The organism is Caballeronia sp. LZ032, from assembly GCF_031451315.1.
GTDB lineage: Bacteria > Pseudomonadota > Gammaproteobacteria > Burkholderiales > Burkholderiaceae > Caballeronia.
The window spans coordinates 54,250-71,519 of the sequence record NZ_JARUXP010000008.1 but is presented as its reverse complement, the minus strand read 5'-3'; the positions used below and the strand labels follow the sequence as shown (position 1 = coordinate 71,519).

Sequence of the window (17,270 nt, the reverse complement as noted above, 5' to 3'; positions counted from 1 at the left end):
CAGCCCTCCCTATATATCGACCGTGTCTGATCCTCTGGTCACACCACACCCGGTTGGCTTGGTCCTGCGCTGTCTCGGACACCTTGCTTCCACCTTCCGTCGCGACGACGCGTGACCAAGCATGCCTCGCCTGACGGCGGATCAACGCGTCGGAAGCCGCCAAATGGGACGCAAAAAGCCCGGCTCAGTAGACCGGTGCGACGCTATTGCCGGTGTGCGCCGGGCCGCCCGCTGCCGACGTCGTGTCAGCAGCGCCGCCGAAGCTAGTCGGGCCGCTCTGGGACGCGGCCTTCGCTCCCGCAGCTTGAATCTCTGCCGGATAGGTCGTGCGATCCATGCTCGGGTTGTAGCCGGCGCGCTCGTGCCCGGTGCACCTGCATCGATCCCCGCGTCACAGTCGCAGCTCGTGAACGGCGCCCCACAGATTGCCTGCAAGATAGCTCACCTCGACCAGCCACGCAACGGCCCTGGTCACCGCCGCACGCGTAGGCCCGACGGTCAGGCGGCCAAGTGCGCGAACACACGAACCGCAGCAGTCACTCGTGCGAAAACGCTTCAGTCCAGTAAATAACTACAGCGCCCCAAGAAATGCTTTCATAGGAGCGCGACTGAACTCTGTCGAAAATTCGGTGCACTCCACGACGAACCGCATATCGTTTCTCTTTTCGCCAGCCGAACGAAACGAGCGGCACGACGAATGCTGTTCCCTTGAATGACCAGAAATGACGGCGGGCGGCCAGTCCAAGGGAGACTCTCGTGAAAATCGCATTGATTAGTGAACATGCTTCGCCGCTGGCGATTGCGGGCGGCGTCGACAGCGGCGGCCAGAACATCTATGTCGCGAACGTCGCGCGCCAGCTCGTGCGTATCGGTCACGATGTCGATGTCTTCACGCGCTGCGATCGCTCGTTGCTGCCTCTCGTCTCGCGCTTCGAAAACATCCGCGTGATAAACGTACCGGCGGGGCCGCCCGTGCAGTTGCCGAAGGAGCAACTTCTGCCGCACATGGATGCGTTCGCCGACTTCATGATCGAATTCATGAAGCAGGAAGCGCAGCCGTATGGCATCGTGCACGCGAACTTCTTCATGTCCGGTCTCGTGGGACTGCGCATCAAGGAAGCGCTCGGCGTGCCGCTCGTCACGACCTTTCATGCGCTCGGCCGCGTGCGGCGGTTGCATCAGGGCGAATCGGACGGCTTTCCCGATGCGCGCTTCGATATCGAAGACGCGCTCGTGAAGCGCTCCGATTCCGTGATCGCCGAATGTCCGCAGGACCAGAACGACCTCATCCATCTCTACGATGCCGACCCCGCGCGCATCGATCTCGTGCCGTGCGGCTTCGATCGCGCAGAGTTTCATCCGCTCGACAAGGCGCGCGCGCGAGAACGGCTCGGCTGGCCGCAGGATCGCTTCATCGTGTTGCAACTCGGGCGCATGGTGCCGCGCAAGGGCATCGACAACGTCGTGCGCGCGCTCGGCGCCTGTCGCGCGGATCATGGCGAAAGCGTCGAGCTTTATGTGGTGGGCGGCAACTCCGACGAAGCCAACGAAATCGCGACGCCGGAGATCGGCAGGCTTCGCGGCATCGCGCGTGAATCCGGCATCGAAGCGCATGTGCACTTCGCGGGCCGTCATGGCCGTGCCGAACTCAGGCACTTCTATAACGCAGCCGATGTGTTCGTCACGACGCCGTGGTACGAGCCTTTCGGCATCACGCCGCTCGAAGCGATGGCGTGCGGCGCGCCTGTCATCGGCGCCGATGTGGGCGGCATCCGCTATTCGGTCGCGCACGGCGAGACGGGACTGCTCGTGCCGCCGAAGAATCCGGCCGCGCTCGCGGACGCGATCGCCACGCTCAAGCGCGATCCGATGCTCGCGCGCCGCATGGGCGAAGCCGGCCTCGCGCGCGCGAACGCGATGTTCACGTGGTCGAGCGTCGCGCAGGCGCTGGCGCAGGTCTATGCGCGCATCAGTGGTGGCATGAGCGGCGCGGAGACACAGACCGCGGCGCGCGTCGCGATGAGCGGAGGATCGCGATGATGCAGCTGCCGCACGCAGCCGTCTTCATCGACAAGGACGGCACCTTGCTTGACGATGTGCCCTGGAATGTCGATCCGCTTTGGATGCGTCTCGCGCCCGGCGCGCTCGACGCATTGCGTCTGTTCGCATGGATTGGACTGCCGCTCTTCGTCGTCAGCAATCAGAGCGGCGTCGCACTCGGCAAGTTCGGGGAACGTGCGCTCGATCAGGTCAAAGCGCGTCTGCGCGAGTTCGCCGCCGAAGCGGGTGCCTCGTTCACCGATATGTACTGGTGCCCGCATCATCCGCAAGGCATCGTGCCCGAGTACACGCGCGCATGCGACTGCCGCAAGCCCGCGCCCGGTCTGCTGTTGCGCGCGGCACGCGAACACGACATCGACCTCTCGCAGAGCTGGTTCATCGGCGACATTCTCGACGATGTCGAAGCGGGGCATCGCGCGGGCTGTCGCTGCGTGCTCATCGATAACGGCAACGAGACGGAATGGCTGCGAGGCGCAGGACGCGAACCGGATATCGTCGCGAAGGACATGTACGAGGCGGCGATTGCGATCGTCAATGCGGAGTGTCCCGCATGAAGCGCGATCCACTCAGTCCGTCCGCATTGCCGCCGGTCGTCGAGGCCCATGCGCGCAAGAGCGCGGCGAACGAGCCGCGCGATTGGGGCGCGGAGGTCAAGCGCATTCTCTGCATCCGTCTCGACAATCTCGGCGACGTGCTGATGACCACACCCGCGCTGCACGCGCTGCGCGCCGCGCAGCCCGGACGGCAACTGACCTTGCTCGCATCGCGCGCGGGCAAGGCGGCGGCGCCTTTCATCGATGCAATCGACGATGTGATCGAATACGACGCGCCGTGGGTCAAGCAGGATGCGCCCGTCGATGCACTCGCCGATCTCGCCATGCGCGCGCGCCTCAATACCGCGCAGTTCGATGCGGCCGTGATCTTCAGCGTGTACAGTCAGAATCCGCTGCCCGCCGCGATGCTCTGTCATCTCGCCGGCATTCCGCTGCGCCTCGCGCATTGTCGCGAGAACCCATATGGCCTTCTCAGCGACTGGGTGCAGGAAACCGAGCCGCAGCAGGGCACGCGGCATGAAGTCGAACGGCAGCTCGCGCTCGTCGCGCGAGTCGGCGCGCGCACGGCGGATACGCGCATGCGCTTCAACGTGCGTCCCGAGGATGCCGCATCGCTTGCGCAAAAACTGCGCGCTCGCGGCGTCGATCCGCATGCGCCGTTTATCGTCGTGCATCCGGGTGCGAGCGCGGACTCGCGCCGCTATCCGGTCGAGCGCTTCGCCGAAGCGATCGGACGCCTCGGCGCGCATCTGCAATGGCCGATGCTCGTGACCGGCTCGCAGGGCGAAAGTCCGTTGTGCCGCGAAGCATGCGGCGCAAGCGCGCGTGCGTTCGATCTCTCAGGCGCGCTCGAACTCGGCGAACTCGCCGCGCTCATCCGGCATGCGCGTGTACTGCTTTCGAACAACAGCGGGCCGGTGCATTTCGCATCGGCGCTGGGCACGCCCGTCGTCGATCTGTACGCCCTCACGAATCCGCAGCACATGCCGTGGCAGACGCCGCATCGCGTGCTCTACAACGACGTGCCGTGCCGCTGGTGTTATCGCAGCGTATGTCCCGAAGGACATCATGCGTGCCTCACGGGCGTGGCCGTGGATCAGGTCGTATCTGCCGTGCTGGAACTGATCGAAGCAAATCCATCGCAAATCAACCCGACCACACAGGCCAGCTAGACATGTACACATTGGGAATCAACGCGGTTTATCACGACAGCGCGGCGGCGCTCGTCAAGGATGGCGTCGTTATCGCGGCGGCCGAGGACGAACGCTTCACGCACGTCAAGCACGCGAAGCGCCCCGTGCCGTTCTCGACCTGGCAGCTTCCGTTCGATGCGATCGACTATTGCCTGAAGGAAGCGGGCATCGAGCTGGCCGACATCGATCACATCGCGTATTCATACGATCCGCAACTCTTCTCCGGCATGCCGAAGGACGCGAAGGCGAGCATCGCGCTGCCGATGATGCCGTCCGAAGAAGCGCTGACCAATCCGTCCGAATCACCGTGGGACCCGCTGTTTCTGAGCTATATCGTCAACGCGAAAGGACAGTTGCTCGACGGCGCGCCGCATCATCTGAAGAAGCGCTTCGCGAGCGGCGGACGCGCGGTGCGTTTCCAATGGCATAACGTCGATCATCATCTGTGTCACGAGGCGAGCGCGTTTCTCGCGGCACCTTTCGACGATACCGCCGTGCTCACGATGGATGGCCGCGGCGAAGGCGTGACCACGAGCCTCGGGCAGTTCGTGAACGGCGAATATCAACGGCTGAAGCAGGTGGAACTGCCGCATTCGCTCGGCCTGCTCTATGAAGCCGTGACGGGCTACCTGGGCTTCCTGCATTCGTCGGACGAGTACAAGGTGATGGCGCTCGCTTCCTTCGGCAAGCCCGCCTATGTCGATCATTTCCGCGAGGTCGTGAAGTATCGTCATGACGGAAGCTATACCGTGGATGCGCCGCGTCTCGTCGAACGCTTCGGCCCCGCGCGCGAACGCGGCGGTCCGCTCACGCAGCATCACTTCGATATCGCGCATTCGCTGCAAGTCGTGCTCGAAGAGACCGCGCTCGAACTCGCGAAGTGGCTTCATGAGCGCAACGGGCTGCCGAATCTCGCGATGGCTGGCGGCGTCGCGCTCAACTGCGTGATGAACGCGCGGCTGCGCGATCGTGGTCCGTTCAGGGAAGTGTGGGTGCAGCCCGCCGCGGGCGATGCCGGCACGGCGCTCGGCGCCGCGTTGTGGACGGACTATCGCGAGCGCGCAGAAGCAGGCGACCGTGAACGCAAGTGGCGCATGGATCACGCGTATCTCGGCCCCGAGTTCGGCGACGAAGAGATCGAAGCGTTTCTGAAATGGACGCGCGCGCCTTATCGCAAGCTCACGAATATCGCCGATGAAACGGCGGAGATCCTCGCGCAGAACCGCGTGATCGGCTGGTATCAGGGACGCACGGAATTCGGGCCGCGCGCGCTCGGCGCGCGCTCGATCCTTGCATCGCCCATCGATGCGTCGATGCAGGCGCGTCTGAACGAGATCAAGGATCGCGAGGACTTTCGCCCGGTTGCGCCCGTCGTGATGGAGGAGCATGCCGCCGACTGGTTCGTCGATGCACGCGTCGCGCCGTTCATGTTGTTCGTGTTCGATGTGCGGCCCGAGATGAAGGCGCGCATTCCAGCGGTCACGCATATCGACGGCACCGCGCGCGTGCAGACCGTCAATCGCGCGCAGCATGCGCTCTACTATGATCTCATCGCCGCGTTCAAGGCGCGCACGGGCGTGCCGGTGCTCGTCAATACGTCGTTCAATACGCGCGGCGAGCCGATGGTGAACTCGCCGCGCGATGCGCTCGAATCGTTCTGGACCTCCCCGCTCGATGCGCTCGTGATCGGCTCGTTCCTCGTCGAAAAACCGGGTGCGCGCGCATGAGCACGTACACGGGGCTTTTCGAAAACGGCGAGATGAGCGCGACGGATGCGCCCGCCGCTGCACGCGACGATTTCATTCCGGACGTGTCCGTGATCGTGCCGACGTATCGCCGTCCCGCGATGCTCGAACGCTGCGTGTGCGCGATCGCATCGCAAGCGTATGATCCGGCGCGATATGAAATCATCGTGTGCGATGACGGTCCCGATGAAGCGACCAGGACATCCGTGCAGCGTCTCGCCGCATCCCACGCACAGAACGGACCGAGAATCCGCTACGTGCCGGTGACGTCGACGCAAGGCCCGGCCGGCGCGCGCAATGCGGGCTGGCGCGCTTCGCTCGCACGGAGCATCGCCTTCACCGACGACGACACCATCCCCGATACGCAGTGGCTCGCGAACGGCATGCGCGCGCTCGATGCGGGCGCCGATGCGGTATCGGGCCGCATCGTCGTGCCGCTGCGCAAGCGTCCGACCGATTACGAACTCGATGCAGCCGGTCTCGCCAACACGGAGTTCGCCACCGCGAACGCGTTCGCGACACGCGCCGCGCTCGAACGCACGGGCGGATTCGATGCGCGCTTCACGTCCGCGTGGCGTGAAGACTCCGATCTGCAATTCGCGTTGATGGGCGCGGGACTTTCCATCGCACGCGCCGACGATGCAATGGTCCTGCATCCCGTGCGGCCCGCGCGCTGGGGCGTGAGCATCTCTCAGCAGAAGAAGAGCCAGTTCGACGCGCTGCTGTACAAGAAGCATCGTGCGCTGTTTCGCGAACGTATCCGGCGCGGTCCGCCGCTGCTCTACTATGCGATGCTCGCGGCGCTCGTCGTGGCGCTCGTATCGCTCATCGCGGGTGCGCCGCGCATGGCAGCGATGGCGGGACTCGCATGGGCAGCGATGACGGTATGGTTCTGCACGCAACGACTGAAGACGACGGCCCGCACGCCCGCGCATATCGCTGAGATGTTATGGACATCCGCGATCATTCCGTATCTGTCGATCTATTGGCGCATTCGCGGCGCGTTCAAGTTCGGGGTGTTCTTCCTATGAACATCGAGCCGATCGAACGCATCGCGATCTTTCGCACGCTGCAACTCGGCGACATGCTGTGCGCCGTGCCCGCATTGCGCGCGTTGCGGCGTGCGTATCCGCAGGCGCATATCGCGCTCATCGGCTTGCCTTGGGCGAATAGCTTCGTCGACCGATACGCGCATCTCCTCGATGAACGCATCGTGTTTCCGGGCGCTATCGGATTTCCCGAGCAAGAGGAAACCGACGCGCATCTGCCCGCGTTTCTGCACGCCATGCGCGAACGACGCTTCGATCTCGCGATCCAGTTGCATGGCAGCGGCGGCGTCGCGAACGATATCGTCGCGGGCATGGGCGCGCGCATGAGCGCGGGCTTTCTCAAGCCCGATGAATCAATGCGCGAAGGCGTGTTCATGCCGTGGCCGGACGATCTGCCCGAGCCCGCGCGCTATACCGCGCTGATGCAGCGTCTCGGCATCGAAGCCGATGCGCTCGATCTGGAGATTCCGCTCACCGACGACGACACGCGCGAATGCGATGCGCTGGTCGATGCCCGCGCGATCGTTTGCGAAAGACTCGTTCTGCTTCATCCGGGCGCGCAATTGCCTTCACGCCGATGGCCCGTCGAGCGCTTCGGTGAAGTGGCGCGCGCGATATCCCAAGCCGGCTGGCAAGTCGCCGTCACGGGCAGTGAGAGCGAAGCGCCGCTCACCGCGCGCGTTGCACACGATGCCGGCCTGCGAGCCATCGATCTCGCCGGACGCACGTCGCTCGGCGCGCTGGCCGCGCTCGTCGCGAGGGCGAGACTCATCGTCTGCAACGACACCGGGCTATCGCATGTCGCGGCGGCGATGCGCACGTCCAGTGTCGTGATCGCATCGGGCAGCGATACGCGCCGCTGGGCGCCGCTCGATCATGCGCGTCATCGGGTGCTCGCGGACTGGCCCGCATGTCGTCCATGCGCGTTTCGCGACTGTCCCTACGGCCACGAATGCGCGCTCAACGTGAGCGTGCGATCGGTGCTCGATACCGCTTTCGCCCAACTCGAAACCACCGTCCGACAGGAGACGCTTCTTCATGCCCACGACTAGTTCCCGGCGCTTGCGTGTGCTCACGTGGCATATCCACGGCAATTACCTCTTTTACCTGAGCCAGGCGCCGCACGACTTCTATCTGGTCACGCGTCCCGGCTATCCGCCCGGATACGCGGGCACGGCGGGCGCGTTGCCGTTCGGCGCGAACGTGCATGAGATACCGGCGAGCGAAGTGCCGTCGCAATCGTTCGATGTCGTGCTGTTCCAGCACAGGCATCAATGGGACGACGACCGTCTCAACCTGCTCACCGATGCCCAGCGGCGCTTGCCGCGCATCTATATCGAACACGATCCGCCGCAGGAGAACCCTTTCGAACAGAAGCACTGGGTGCGGGAGCGCGACACGCTACTGGTGCACGTCACGCACTTCAACCGGCTCATGTGGGAGAGCGGCGAAACGCCCACGCGCGTCATCGAGCATGGCGTGGTGGTGCCCAAGGACGTGCATTACAGCGGCGAACTGCAGCGCGGCATCGCGGTGATCAATCATCTGCGTCAGCGCGGAAGAAGGCTCGGCAACGATGTCTATGCGCAAGCGGCCACGCGCGTGCCGCTCGATCTCGTCGGCATGGATGCGCAATCGGCGGGCGGCATCGGCGAAGTCGGCAATCTGGAGCTTGCGGCGTTCAGCGCGCGCTATCGTTTCTTCTTCAATCCGATTCGCTGGACGAGTCTCGGACTCGCGATCGTCGAGGCGATGACGATCGGCATGCCGATCATCGGTCTCGCGACGACCGAACTCGCCACCGTGATCCGCAACGGCGAGAGCGGCTACGTGCATACGGATACGCAAGCGCTCATCGACGCGATGCAGCACCTTCTGCGCGATCCCGCCGAAGCGCGGCGTCTCGGCGAAGGCGCGCGGCGCACCGCGCTGGAACGCTTCCACATCGCCCGCTTCGCGCGCGACTGGGACGAAGCGCTGCGTTATGTGTGCAGCTAGCCATTCATCTGACAGGACTTGACGACATGAAAGAAGCCTTCAGGAAGCGGATTCTGGTGACGGGCGGCGCGGGCTTTCTCGGCTCGCATCTGTGCGAGCGTCTGCTTGCGCAAGGTCATGACGTGCTGTGCGTCGATAACTTCTATACCGGCACGAAGGACAATATCGCGCATCTGCTCGACAGCCCGAACTTCGAGCTGATGCGTCACGACGTGACCTTTCCGCTCTATGTGGAAGTCGATGGGATTTATAACCTCGCGTGCCCCGCTTCACCGATTCACTATCAGCATGATCCGGTGCAGACTACGAAGACGAGCGTGCACGGCGCGATCAACATGCTCGGGCTCGCGAAGCGCGTGCACGCGCGCATCTTTCAGGCATCGACGAGCGAAGTCTATGGCGATGCCCACGTGCATCCGCAACAGGAGGCGTACTGGGGCAACGTGAATCCCATCGGGCCGCGTTCGTGTTACGACGAAGGCAAGCGTTGCGCCGAAACGCTCTTCATGGACTATCGGCGGCAGCACGGGCTTTCGATCAAGATCGCGCGCATCTTCAATACGTACGGGCCGCGCATGCACCCGTCGGATGGGCGCGTGATTTCGAACTTCATGATGCAGGCGCTATCGGGCGAGCCGATCACGGTCTATGGCGAAGGCTCGCAGACGCGTTCGTTCTGCTATGTCGACGATATGGTCGATGCGTTCATCCGCCTCATGAACACGCCCGACGAACTGACCGGTCCGGTGAATCTCGGCAATCCGCACGAGCTTTCGATGCTCGAGATCGCGCGGCGAATCATCGAACTGACGGGGTCGTCGTCGGAGATCGTGTTCAAGCCTCTGCCGATGGATGATCCGTGGCATCGACAGCCGGATATCGCGCTCGCACGCGAGGCGCTCGGCTGGTCGCCGACGACCTCGCTCGACGACGGATTGCGGCGCACGGCGCAGCATTTTCGTGCGATATTCGAGGCCATGCAAGGGCGCGACGCTCAGTGCCGTCAGGCAATGGCGTAAGCACCCTGCCCAATCGAAATGTCTCATGTTTCGCGACAAAGCGCGCACCCTTGGTAATCGAGGCATATCGATTGCTCGAATGGAAAGCGATACCCTCAAGCGTGTTGAAGGAGCAGGCGATGCAAAGCGAACCATCTGATCCCCTCGAGCGTGCGGACGAGCGCCGCAAAGCGCTTGGCGAGGGCGATATAAAGGAAAAAGGTGACGGCACCATCGAACAGCGCGAGCACGGCAACATCGACCCGACTCTTGTGCCCAAGGGAAAGGATCATTCCGAGGAAGGGCCATATGTGCCCGAGCACGATCATGTCGATCTCGACCTCGAGCCCACGAGCCGCAGCGGCAGACCCGGCAAGGCCGACAACGAAGCCTAGGTTCACGACAGCATACCCGCCATTGCAACAAAACAGCCCGAGGCATCCATGAAAGCACTCATCTGGCACGGCAAGAAGGATATTCGATACGACACCGTTCCTGACCCGCTCATCGAGCATGGCCGGGACGCGATCATTAAGGTGTCGACCTGCGCAATCTGCGGCTCGGACCTCCATCTGTTTGACGGCTTCATGCCCGGCATGAAGTCCGGGGACGTGATGGGCCACGAATTCATGGGAGAAGTCGTCGAAGTTGGCCGAGACAACACGGCGCTAAAAATTGGCGACCGCGTCGTCGTGCCCTTTACGATCATCTGCGGCGAGTGCGACCAGTGCAAGCGCGGCAATTTCTCGGTTTGCGAGCGCTCCAACCGAAACAAGGACGCCGCCGATAAGGTGTTCGGTCACGCTACGGCGGGCTTGTTCGGCTACACGCATTTGACGGGCGGCTACCCTGGCGGGCAGGCCGAGTATGTGCGCGTGCCGTTTGCGGACAAGACGCATGTAAAAATCCCGGACGGGCTCACCGACGAGCAGGTGCTCTTTCTCGGCGATATCTTTCCGACCGGATGGCAGGCGGCGGTTCAGTGTGAGATCGAGCCGACCGATACCGTCGCGATCTGGGGCGCGGGTCCTGTCGGGCAGATGGCAGTGCGTAGCGCCTTGCTGCTCGGTGCGAAACAGGTGATCGTGATTGATCGCGTGCCCGAACGTCTCGCGATGGCGCGCGCGGCGGGCGCCATCACAATCGACTTCAAAGAGGAAAGCGTGCTGGATCGGTTGCGGGACTTGACGCAGGGCAAGGGTCCGGAGAAATGCATCGACGCAGTCGGCATGGAATCGCACGCGACGCGTTCGTTCGACGCCCTTTACGATCGCGCCAAGCAGGCGGTCATGTTGGAGACCGACCGGCCCCACGTACTTCGCGAGATGATCTACGTGTGCCGTCCCGCTGGTACGCTTTCGGTGCCGGGTGTGTATGGCGGACTGATCGACAAGATTCCGTTCGGCGCCGCGATGAACAAGGGGCTCACCTGGCGCATGGGCCAGACGCACGTCAACCGCTGGACTGATGATCTCCTGAGCCGCATCCAGGACGGACAGATCGACCCGTCGTTTGTCATCACGCACCGCATGCGTCTGGAGGATGGTCCTTCGATGTACAAGACTTTTCGAGACAAAGAAGATGGATGTATCAAGGTGGTCCTCAAGCCTTAACGAGGGACGCAGCCCACATCTCCAACGTTAGTCGACCGATTACGCGAATACCCTACCATCACAGCAGCCCTACACATGCGGCTGAGGAGTCATCGTGGACATGCCATCCTGCTCCCCTTCCATCACGACGATGATCCGCATGGATCACACGCATGTGATGGCGGCTTTTCATCGCTATCACGCGGAAAGAGCGTGGTGGAGAAAGCGCGCCATCGTCGAGCTCGCCTGCACGGCGCTAGAAATACACGCGCAACTCGAGGAAGAGATCTTCTACCCCGCGCTCAGCGAGGTGATGGCCGGAGACGAACATCTTACGAAGAGCAAGCCCGAGCACGACAAGATGCGCGAAGACATCGCGAAGCTGCGTTCGATGGGTCCGGAGGATGCCGCCTACGACGCCCGTTTCATGCAGCTCATGCGTGAAGCGATGCATCACGTCGCGGATGAGGAAACGGTGCTGCTTCCGACGGCCGAACGCGCGCTCGCCTCGCAGTTGTCCGAGCTGGGCATGCGCATGACGAAGCGCCGCATGCAGCTCGTCGCGCAGCACCGGCCCGGCGCGATCGCGGCGAATACCGTGGGCACGTTTCCGCTCGCATCGTTTGCGTTGATATCGATCGGCGCGCTCGCGCTCGCGCACTGTCTGCGGCCCGCTTCCGCGCGCCGCCGATATCGCGCGTAACGGCGCTCAAGGCTCGCGCGGCGTACCGTTTACCTCGACAATATGGACCGGGATGGACTTCGCGCCGGGGACCTTGCTTTCCTTCGCGTAGTGCCATAGCGGCAGGAGCGGATTGCACTCCGGGTAATACCCGGCGATGCATCCCTGCGGTATGTCGTACGGCTCGATGCGCAGACCCCCGACGCGCCGCTCGAAGCCATCGGCCGCGATGGTGCGCAAAGTCACGCGGTCATCCTTCCTGAGACCGTGGCGCACCATGTCCGCCTCGCACATTAGGATCACCATGCGGCCGCCGCTGATGCCGCGGAAGCGGTCGTCATGGCCGTAGATCGTCGTGTTGAACTGGCTGTCGCTGCGCAAGGTCATGAGCCGCAACGATTGCGGCTCGCGTTCGGGCATGTCCGGATCTTCCCCGATGCTTTCTGGCACGAAGAACTCCGCCTTGCCGCTCTTGGTCTTCCACTTGCGCTCGCGTGCTGGCAGATCGCGCGGGAAGCCGCCCGGCGTCCACATTCTTTCGTTGAAGTCGTGAAAGGTCTCGGGATATGTCTTCGCGATTTCGTCGCGCACGAGCGCATAGTCGTCGCGCCAGCGTTCCCAGTCGACGGTCGAGCGCTCGCCGAGCGTATGCTTCGCCAGCGCCGCGACGATATACGGCTCCGAGCGCGCATCGGGCGATGCAGGCTCGGCCACGCCACGCGAGCCGTGAATGCAGCCCGTGCTGTCTTCCATCGACACCGCCTGCGCGCCGCTTGCCTGCATATCGATCTCGATGCGGCTCAGGCACGGCAGAATGTACGACTTCTCGCCATGCACGAGATGACTGCGATTGAGCTTCGTCGCGACATTGACCGTGAGCTTCAGGTTCCGCCACGCCGGTTCGATGCGCATGCGGTCCGGCACCGAGCGCACGAGGTTGCCACCGAGATTGACGACCGCGCTTACTTTGCCATCGAGCATCGCCTCGAAGGTCTCGACGATGTTCATGCCTTTCTCGCGCGGCGGCTCGAAGCCGAACTGGCTCGCGAGCTTGTCGAGCGGCGCGAGCTCCGGCTTCTCCGTGATGCCCACCGTGCGCTGCCCCTGCACGTTCGAATGTCCGCGCACGGGCGACGGCCCCGCGCCCGGCTTGCCGATGTTCCCGCGCAGGAAGAGTAGATTGCACAGCATGCGCACGTTCTGCACGCCTTGCCTGTGCTGCGTCATGCCCATCCCGTAGTGCGCCATCACCGCGTTGGCGCGCATGTATTCCTCGGCAGCGGCTTCGAGATCGGTGCGCGGCAGGCCCGCCACGCGTTCGATATCGTCCCAGGACGCGGCGCGCACGTAATCTGCGAAGGCCTCGAAGCCGACCGTTTGCGTTTCGATGAAGTCGACATCGAGCATGCGCGGCTCGCCGTGTTCCTTTGCGCGGTCGTCGGCTTGAATGACGGCCTTGCAGATGCCGAGCATCGCGGCCGTGTCGCCGCCCGTCTTCACCTGATGATATTGCGTGCTGATCACCGTATGCGCCGGTGACAACATCTCGAGCGGCGATTGCGGATTGGCGAACTTGATGAGCCCCGGCTCGCGCAAGGGATTGAAGGTGATGATCGGCACGCCGCGCTTTCTCGCTTCCTGTAGTTGATGCAGCATGCGCGGGCTATTGGTGCCGACGTTCTGCCCGAAGAAGAACATGAGGTCGGTCTTCTCGAAGTCGTCGAGCCTGATCGTGCCGACGCCCACGCCGATCGCGGCCTTCAACCCGACGCTCGTGCTTTCGTGACACATGTTCGAGCTGTCGGGAAGATTGTTGGTGCCGTACATGCGCGCGAAGAGTTGGTACATGTACGACGTTTCCAGCGATGCCCTTCCTGATGCATAGAACGACACGCGCTTCGGATCGAGCGCGCGCAACTCGCGGCCGATGTCCTCGAATGCTTCGTCCCACGAGACGCTCACATATTTGTCGGTGGCGGCGTCGTAGCGCAGCGGCGCGGTGAGACGCCCCGCATCTTCGAGATCGTGATCGTGCCACGCGCATAGCTCCGTCACCGTGTGCAACTCGAAGAACTGCGGCGTCATGCGCTTCGCAGTCAGGTCCCACGCGGTCGCCTTCGCCCCGCTTTCACAGAACTCGAAGGTATGCGGGTCCGCCGGCTTGGCCCACGAGCAGCTCACGCAGGCGAAGCCATCGGGCTTGTTCTGCTTCAGCAGGACCGTGCTTTCCTTCAACGGCACCTTTTCCCGGATGAGCGCGCCTGCGACCGCTTTCAGCGATCCCCATCCGCCCGACGAATACGGGTATGCGGCGCTCTTGCGAACGCCATTGTCTGATTCGGCCATGTCTTGCCTCGCACGTGTTCGATCTGTTTGTACCTCGCGCGAGCAAATGACGTTCCCTTTCCGGCGGCCTTCAGCGCGTACCAGGCGACGGACGCACGGTCGGCGGAAGCTCACTCACGTACACTACTGTTTCGCTCGACTTCTGCTTACGCGGACGCCTGCGCGCGCTGCGCAAAGTACCAGAAGGCCGTTGCCCACGATACCGGTCATGCCCAGAACGATCAGCGCACCGGCGGGGCCGAGCACTGCTGCAAGCCCGCCTGCCAATAGCGTTCCTGTCGGCCAGCATCCGATTCCGACAGTCACTAAGCCAAAGACACGGCTGCGCATGGCATCGGGCACGGATTCGATAACTATGGTCGTCTGATGTATGTTGTACGCGGCGCTTCCCAGTCCGCCGATGAAGAAGATGAGCAGCAGCAAGGTCAGCGAGCACTTGTGCGCGCTCGCGGACCCGGCAACCGCTATCGCAAGAAAGAACAATATCGATCCCGTCAGCAACCAGAGAAGGGACCGGCCGCGCGGTCGAACGCTTCCGATGATTGCTCCGGCCACGAAGGACCCTGCCGGTTCCGCCGAGCAAAGCACGCCGATCATCAAGGCCGACAAGTTGAACGTTTCCCTGCCAAGAGGCGTCAGCAGAACGTTATAGCTATAACCGCATAAGTTTGTGATGACCGTCACGACCAGAAGCGCGATCATCGTTCGGTGGCCGCGCGCATATCGCCACGCCTCGACGAGGTCTCGGCGAATCTGCGACGATGAGAGCCAGCTGGTCGACGTTTGCACGGCCTCGAGGCGGGAAATGAGCGCCGCCGCGAAGAGAGACGACGCCGCCGAAAGAGAATACGACGTTGCGACGCCGAGCACGCCGTATATCCAGCCCCCAAACAGAGGGCCGATGCATCGCGTCGCGTAGTTGGTCATGCTGTCGATGGCGACCGCGCGAGAAGCCATCGCCGTCCCCGCCGTCTCGGCGATCATGCGCCTTCGTGCCGGCATCTCGGTGGCATAGACGACGCCGCTCACCAGCGCGGCTGCGCAAAGGTGCCAGGTAGCCAGCGTGCCAAGCCAGGACAGGACCGCGACCGTCGTCGACGAAGCGCTCGCCAGCAACAACCCGACAAGCACAATCCTCTTTCGGTCTACTGCATCGGCCACCACGCCCACGACCGCTCCGCTCAGAAGAAGCGGCAGACTCCGGCAGGCGGAGACTACTGCGACGGCCACCGCGGAATTCGTCGTCTTGAAAGTGAACAGCGCAGCGACGAGCATTTCCAGCCACATCATCGAGGTGGATACCGCGCCGGCGGTCCAGAGCGGTATGAAGCCTTTCGCGCACATCACGCGCGTCGGATGCAGTGAGCGGCCTACGTTCATCTGATCGTCTTCCATGGCTCGATCGTTGGCGACGGGAGTTGCGGGGAAACCGCGTGATCCCGGAGAAGCGGCACGCGGATTGCGGTACCGCGCGTGCCGTTTGCACGGATACTCGGCTACCCTAACGTATTCCACTATGCCCGTCGGAGGCAACCATGGCTGACAACGATCGCACGCTCGACCCCGTCGACGCTCTGAAGACCGAACGCGCCGGCAGTAGCTACGAATTTCCGACGAGCGAGAGCATGGCTACTGATGGACACAGTGAGCCGTCCGCAAAGAGAGACGGTCATGGTTTCCGTGAAGCGTCGCAGTCGTGGAATGGGGGCAGCAACGGCGCGTCGGGCGATTTGCGGTCGAGCGCCAAGGACAAATTCGCGGACATGCAAGATGCCATGAGTAGGAAGTACAGGGTCGCAGCCGACACGACCGACGATTTCGTGCATGAGAATCCGTGGAATGCCATCGCGATTGCCGCGCTGGCCGGGGTCGTCGTGGGCATGCTCGCCTCGCGTTGAGCGTGCTGTGTTCAGCATCGATTCCACCGGAGAAGAGCATGAACGTTCCCACTACGGAAGAGCAGATCCGCGCACTCGCTCACAGGCTTTGGGAAGAAGCAGGCCGTCCGGAGGGACGCTCCGAGGATTTCTGGATTCTGGCGCAGCAGCAACTGGCGAGCGAACCCGGCATGGGTAGCAATACGTTTGACCGCGCGCGAACCGGCGGGGAAGGCAGCAAACCCGATCTATAACGCCGCGGCACGGTTCGTATTCCGGGCCGCTAGCCCCGCGCGCACCTGGGCTGTCTGAATGCCTCGGCAGGGACGCCCGCCGAGCGCCCCGCAAGGCGCTCGAACTCTGTCGGGTCATGGCTGCAGCACACGTCGAGCTTGCCGGATGACGCGTCGCCAGCGCACAGCCTGCGAAGGCGCGCCTGATTCCAGCGACGTGCCGTTCGATCCTTGTCCATCAGCCACTGATAGACAGCCAGCCCCGGCGTACAGCGTGGACGCTCCAGATCCATTTCGGTGTGGAAGAAATATGCGTCCGCCGCCATTAGCAGCCAGCCGCTCTCCTTGTGCACCGCGATGCCAGCGTGCCCGAAGGTATGTCCCGTGAGCGGCACCAGCGCAATATCGTTCAGCGACGCGGAGAGCGGCCGCACGCATTCGAAGTCATGCCAACGGTCGCCACTGATTGCGTCGTGGAATTGCCAGTTGGGCTGCGTCGACCATTGTTGAGGCCGAAAGCGCTGTCGATCGAGCCAGGTTCGCTGCTGGACCGCATAGTCCCGCTCGATGCGAAGCATATGCACGATCGCGTTCGGGAAATCATCCAGACCGCCCGCATGGTCGAAGTCGAGATGGCTGAGCACGATATGCCGTACGTCGGCGGCTGAGAAGCCCAATCTTTCGATCTGGCGTATCGCGGTCATCTCCTCGCGGAACTCGGGCTTGAGCATCAAGAGGAAAAATGCCGAAAGGCGGTTGCGCGGGTCGGCGACATCGCGCAGGCCGAAGCCTGTATCGATCAGCACGAGACCTTCCTCGGACTCGACCAGCAGACAATGGCATGTGAGTTCGCCGCGCCGCAGAAGACTCGGCGTGCGACCGTCGAAGAGCTTGCCGCCGAGCGGACAGCTCGATATGCAGTTGAGGTGGTGGACTCGCATG

Annotated in this window: 17 protein-coding genes; 13 read left to right on the top strand and 4 right to left on the bottom strand. The window is 63.2% G+C overall.

The window, feature by feature from the left end; genetic code table 11:
- Positions 1-184: 184 nt before the first annotated feature.
- Entirely contained in the window at positions 185-337 is a 153-nt protein-coding gene (locus QCE69_RS37485) for a hypothetical protein (RefSeq protein ID WP_309911422.1), read from the bottom strand.
- A gap of 419 nt (positions 338-756) precedes the next feature.
- Between QCE69_RS37485 and QCE69_RS37480 the strand changes: the two genes are divergently transcribed.
- The 11 genes from QCE69_RS37480 to QCE69_RS37430 all read left to right on the top strand — a co-directional run bounded on the left by QCE69_RS37480 (position 757) and on the right by QCE69_RS37430 (position 11,893).
- On the top strand, positions 757-2,040 hold the full coding sequence (locus QCE69_RS37480; protein ID WP_309911423.1) for a glycosyltransferase family 1 protein: 1,284 nt from the start codon (positions 757-759) through the stop codon (positions 2,038-2,040).
- Complete coding sequence (locus QCE69_RS37475) at positions 2,040-2,615, top strand: HAD family hydrolase (protein ID WP_309911478.1); 576 nt, start codon at positions 2,040-2,042, stop codon at positions 2,613-2,615. Before QCE69_RS37480 ends, QCE69_RS37475 begins: the two co-directional genes overlap by 1 nt.
- Complete coding sequence (locus tag QCE69_RS37470; protein ID WP_309935902.1) at positions 2,612-3,787, top strand: glycosyltransferase family 9 protein; 1,176 nt, start codon at positions 2,612-2,614, stop codon at positions 3,785-3,787. Before QCE69_RS37475 ends, QCE69_RS37470 begins: the two co-directional genes overlap by 4 nt.
- Positions 3,788-3,789: 2 nt before the next feature.
- Entirely contained in the window at positions 3,790-5,535 is a 1,746-nt protein-coding gene (locus QCE69_RS37465) for a carbamoyltransferase C-terminal domain-containing protein (protein ID WP_309935901.1), read from the top strand.
- A gap of 32 nt (positions 5,536-5,567) precedes the next feature.
- Complete coding sequence (locus QCE69_RS37460) at positions 5,568-6,584, top strand: glycosyltransferase family A protein (protein ID WP_309911479.1); 1,017 nt, start codon at positions 5,568-5,570, stop codon at positions 6,582-6,584.
- Positions 6,581-7,654 (top strand): glycosyltransferase family 9 protein, encoded by a 1,074-nt coding sequence (locus QCE69_RS37455; protein WP_309935900.1) that lies wholly within the window; start codon positions 6,581-6,583, stop codon positions 7,652-7,654. Before QCE69_RS37460 ends, QCE69_RS37455 begins: the two co-directional genes overlap by 4 nt.
- Positions 7,641-8,600 carry a glycosyltransferase family 4 protein gene (locus QCE69_RS37450; protein ID WP_309935899.1) on the top strand — a complete coding sequence of 320 codons (960 nt, stop codon included), beginning with the start codon at positions 7,641-7,643 and terminating at the stop codon, positions 8,598-8,600. The genes QCE69_RS37455 and QCE69_RS37450 overlap by 14 nt, the downstream gene beginning before the upstream one ends.
- Positions 8,601-8,626: 26 nt before the next feature.
- The gene (locus tag QCE69_RS37445) at positions 8,627-9,619 is read left to right on the top strand and encodes an SDR family oxidoreductase (RefSeq protein ID WP_309935898.1); all 993 of its coding nucleotides are present in this window, start codon (positions 8,627-8,629) and stop codon (positions 9,617-9,619) included.
- A gap of 119 nt (positions 9,620-9,738) precedes the next feature.
- Complete coding sequence (locus QCE69_RS37440; protein WP_309911430.1) at positions 9,739-9,993, top strand: hypothetical protein; 255 nt, start codon at positions 9,739-9,741, stop codon at positions 9,991-9,993.
- Positions 9,994-10,041: 48 nt separating this feature from the next.
- The gene (locus tag QCE69_RS37435; protein ID WP_309911431.1) at positions 10,042-11,211 is read left to right on the top strand and encodes a zinc-dependent alcohol dehydrogenase; all 1,170 of its coding nucleotides are present in this window, start codon (positions 10,042-10,044) and stop codon (positions 11,209-11,211) included.
- A 100-nt stretch (positions 11,212-11,311) separates the two neighbouring features.
- Positions 11,312-11,893, top strand: coding sequence for a hemerythrin domain-containing protein (locus QCE69_RS37430; RefSeq protein WP_309911432.1), 582 nt, complete (start codon positions 11,312-11,314; stop codon positions 11,891-11,893).
- A 6-nt stretch (positions 11,894-11,899) separates the two neighbouring features.
- On the opposite strand, the gene QCE69_RS37425 is transcribed toward QCE69_RS37430, so the two are convergent.
- On the bottom strand, positions 11,900-14,218 hold the full coding sequence (locus tag QCE69_RS37425) for an FdhF/YdeP family oxidoreductase (protein WP_309935897.1): 2,319 nt from the start codon (positions 14,216-14,218) through the stop codon (positions 11,900-11,902).
- 123 nt (positions 14,219-14,341) lie between these two features.
- The gene (locus QCE69_RS37420; RefSeq protein ID WP_309935896.1) at positions 14,342-15,613 is read right to left on the bottom strand and encodes an MFS transporter; all 1,272 of its coding nucleotides are present in this window, start codon (positions 15,611-15,613) and stop codon (positions 14,342-14,344) included.
- Positions 15,614-15,753: 140 nt separating this feature from the next.
- On the opposite strand from QCE69_RS37420, the gene QCE69_RS37415 reads away from it, so the two are divergent.
- A complete protein-coding gene (locus QCE69_RS37415; protein WP_309911435.1) occupies positions 15,754-16,116 on the top strand; it encodes a glycine zipper domain-containing protein in 363 nt (120 codons plus the stop codon).
- Positions 16,117-16,154: 38 nt separating this feature from the next.
- Entirely contained in the window at positions 16,155-16,349 is a 195-nt protein-coding gene (locus QCE69_RS37410) for a DUF2934 domain-containing protein (protein ID WP_309911436.1), read from the top strand.
- 29 nt (positions 16,350-16,378) lie between these two features.
- Here QCE69_RS37410 and QCE69_RS37405 read toward each other — a convergent pair whose 3' ends face one another.
- On the bottom strand, positions 16,379-17,269 hold the full coding sequence (locus QCE69_RS37405) for an MBL fold metallo-hydrolase (protein ID WP_309911437.1): 891 nt from the start codon (positions 17,267-17,269) through the stop codon (positions 16,379-16,381).
- Position 17,270: the final 1 nt, after the last annotated feature.

What these genes read in the sequence shown, in the direction of transcription:
- QCE69_RS37415 (WP_309911435.1), top strand. Translation starts at nt 15,754, where the DNA reads ATGGCTGACAACGATCGCACGCTCGACCCCGTCGACGCTCTGAAGACC.
- QCE69_RS37470 (WP_309935902.1), top strand. Translation starts at nt 2,612, where the DNA reads ATGAAGCGCGATCCACTCAGTCCGTCCGCATTGCCGCCGGTCGTCGAG.
- QCE69_RS37445 (WP_309935898.1), top strand. Translation starts at nt 8,627, where the DNA reads ATGAAAGAAGCCTTCAGGAAGCGGATTCTGGTGACGGGCGGCGCGGGC.
- QCE69_RS37485 (WP_309911422.1), bottom strand. Translation starts at nt 337, where the DNA reads ATGGATCGCACGACCTATCCGGCAGAGATTCAAGCTGCGGGAGCGAAG.
- QCE69_RS37435 (WP_309911431.1), top strand. Translation starts at nt 10,042, where the DNA reads ATGAAAGCACTCATCTGGCACGGCAAGAAGGATATTCGATACGACACC.
- QCE69_RS37475 (WP_309911478.1), top strand. Translation starts at nt 2,040, where the DNA reads ATGCAGCTGCCGCACGCAGCCGTCTTCATCGACAAGGACGGCACCTTG.
- QCE69_RS37405 (WP_309911437.1), bottom strand. Translation starts at nt 17,269, where the DNA reads ATGCGAGTCCACCACCTCAACTGCATATCGAGCTGTCCGCTCGGCGGC.
- QCE69_RS37410 (WP_309911436.1), top strand. Translation starts at nt 16,155, where the DNA reads ATGAACGTTCCCACTACGGAAGAGCAGATCCGCGCACTCGCTCACAGG.
- QCE69_RS37460 (WP_309911479.1), top strand. Translation starts at nt 5,568, where the DNA reads ATGAGCGCGACGGATGCGCCCGCCGCTGCACGCGACGATTTCATTCCG.
- QCE69_RS37465 (WP_309935901.1), top strand. Translation starts at nt 3,790, where the DNA reads ATGTACACATTGGGAATCAACGCGGTTTATCACGACAGCGCGGCGGCG.
- QCE69_RS37450 (WP_309935899.1), top strand. Translation starts at nt 7,641, where the DNA reads ATGCCCACGACTAGTTCCCGGCGCTTGCGTGTGCTCACGTGGCATATC.
- QCE69_RS37455 (WP_309935900.1), top strand. Translation starts at nt 6,581, where the DNA reads ATGAACATCGAGCCGATCGAACGCATCGCGATCTTTCGCACGCTGCAA.
- QCE69_RS37430 (WP_309911432.1), top strand. Translation starts at nt 11,312, where the DNA reads ATGCCATCCTGCTCCCCTTCCATCACGACGATGATCCGCATGGATCAC.
- QCE69_RS37420 (WP_309935896.1), bottom strand. Translation starts at nt 15,613, where the DNA reads ATGGAAGACGATCAGATGAACGTAGGCCGCTCACTGCATCCGACGCGC.
- QCE69_RS37440 (WP_309911430.1), top strand. Translation starts at nt 9,739, where the DNA reads ATGCAAAGCGAACCATCTGATCCCCTCGAGCGTGCGGACGAGCGCCGC.
- QCE69_RS37425 (WP_309935897.1), bottom strand. Translation starts at nt 14,218, where the DNA reads ATGGCCGAATCAGACAATGGCGTTCGCAAGAGCGCCGCATACCCGTAT.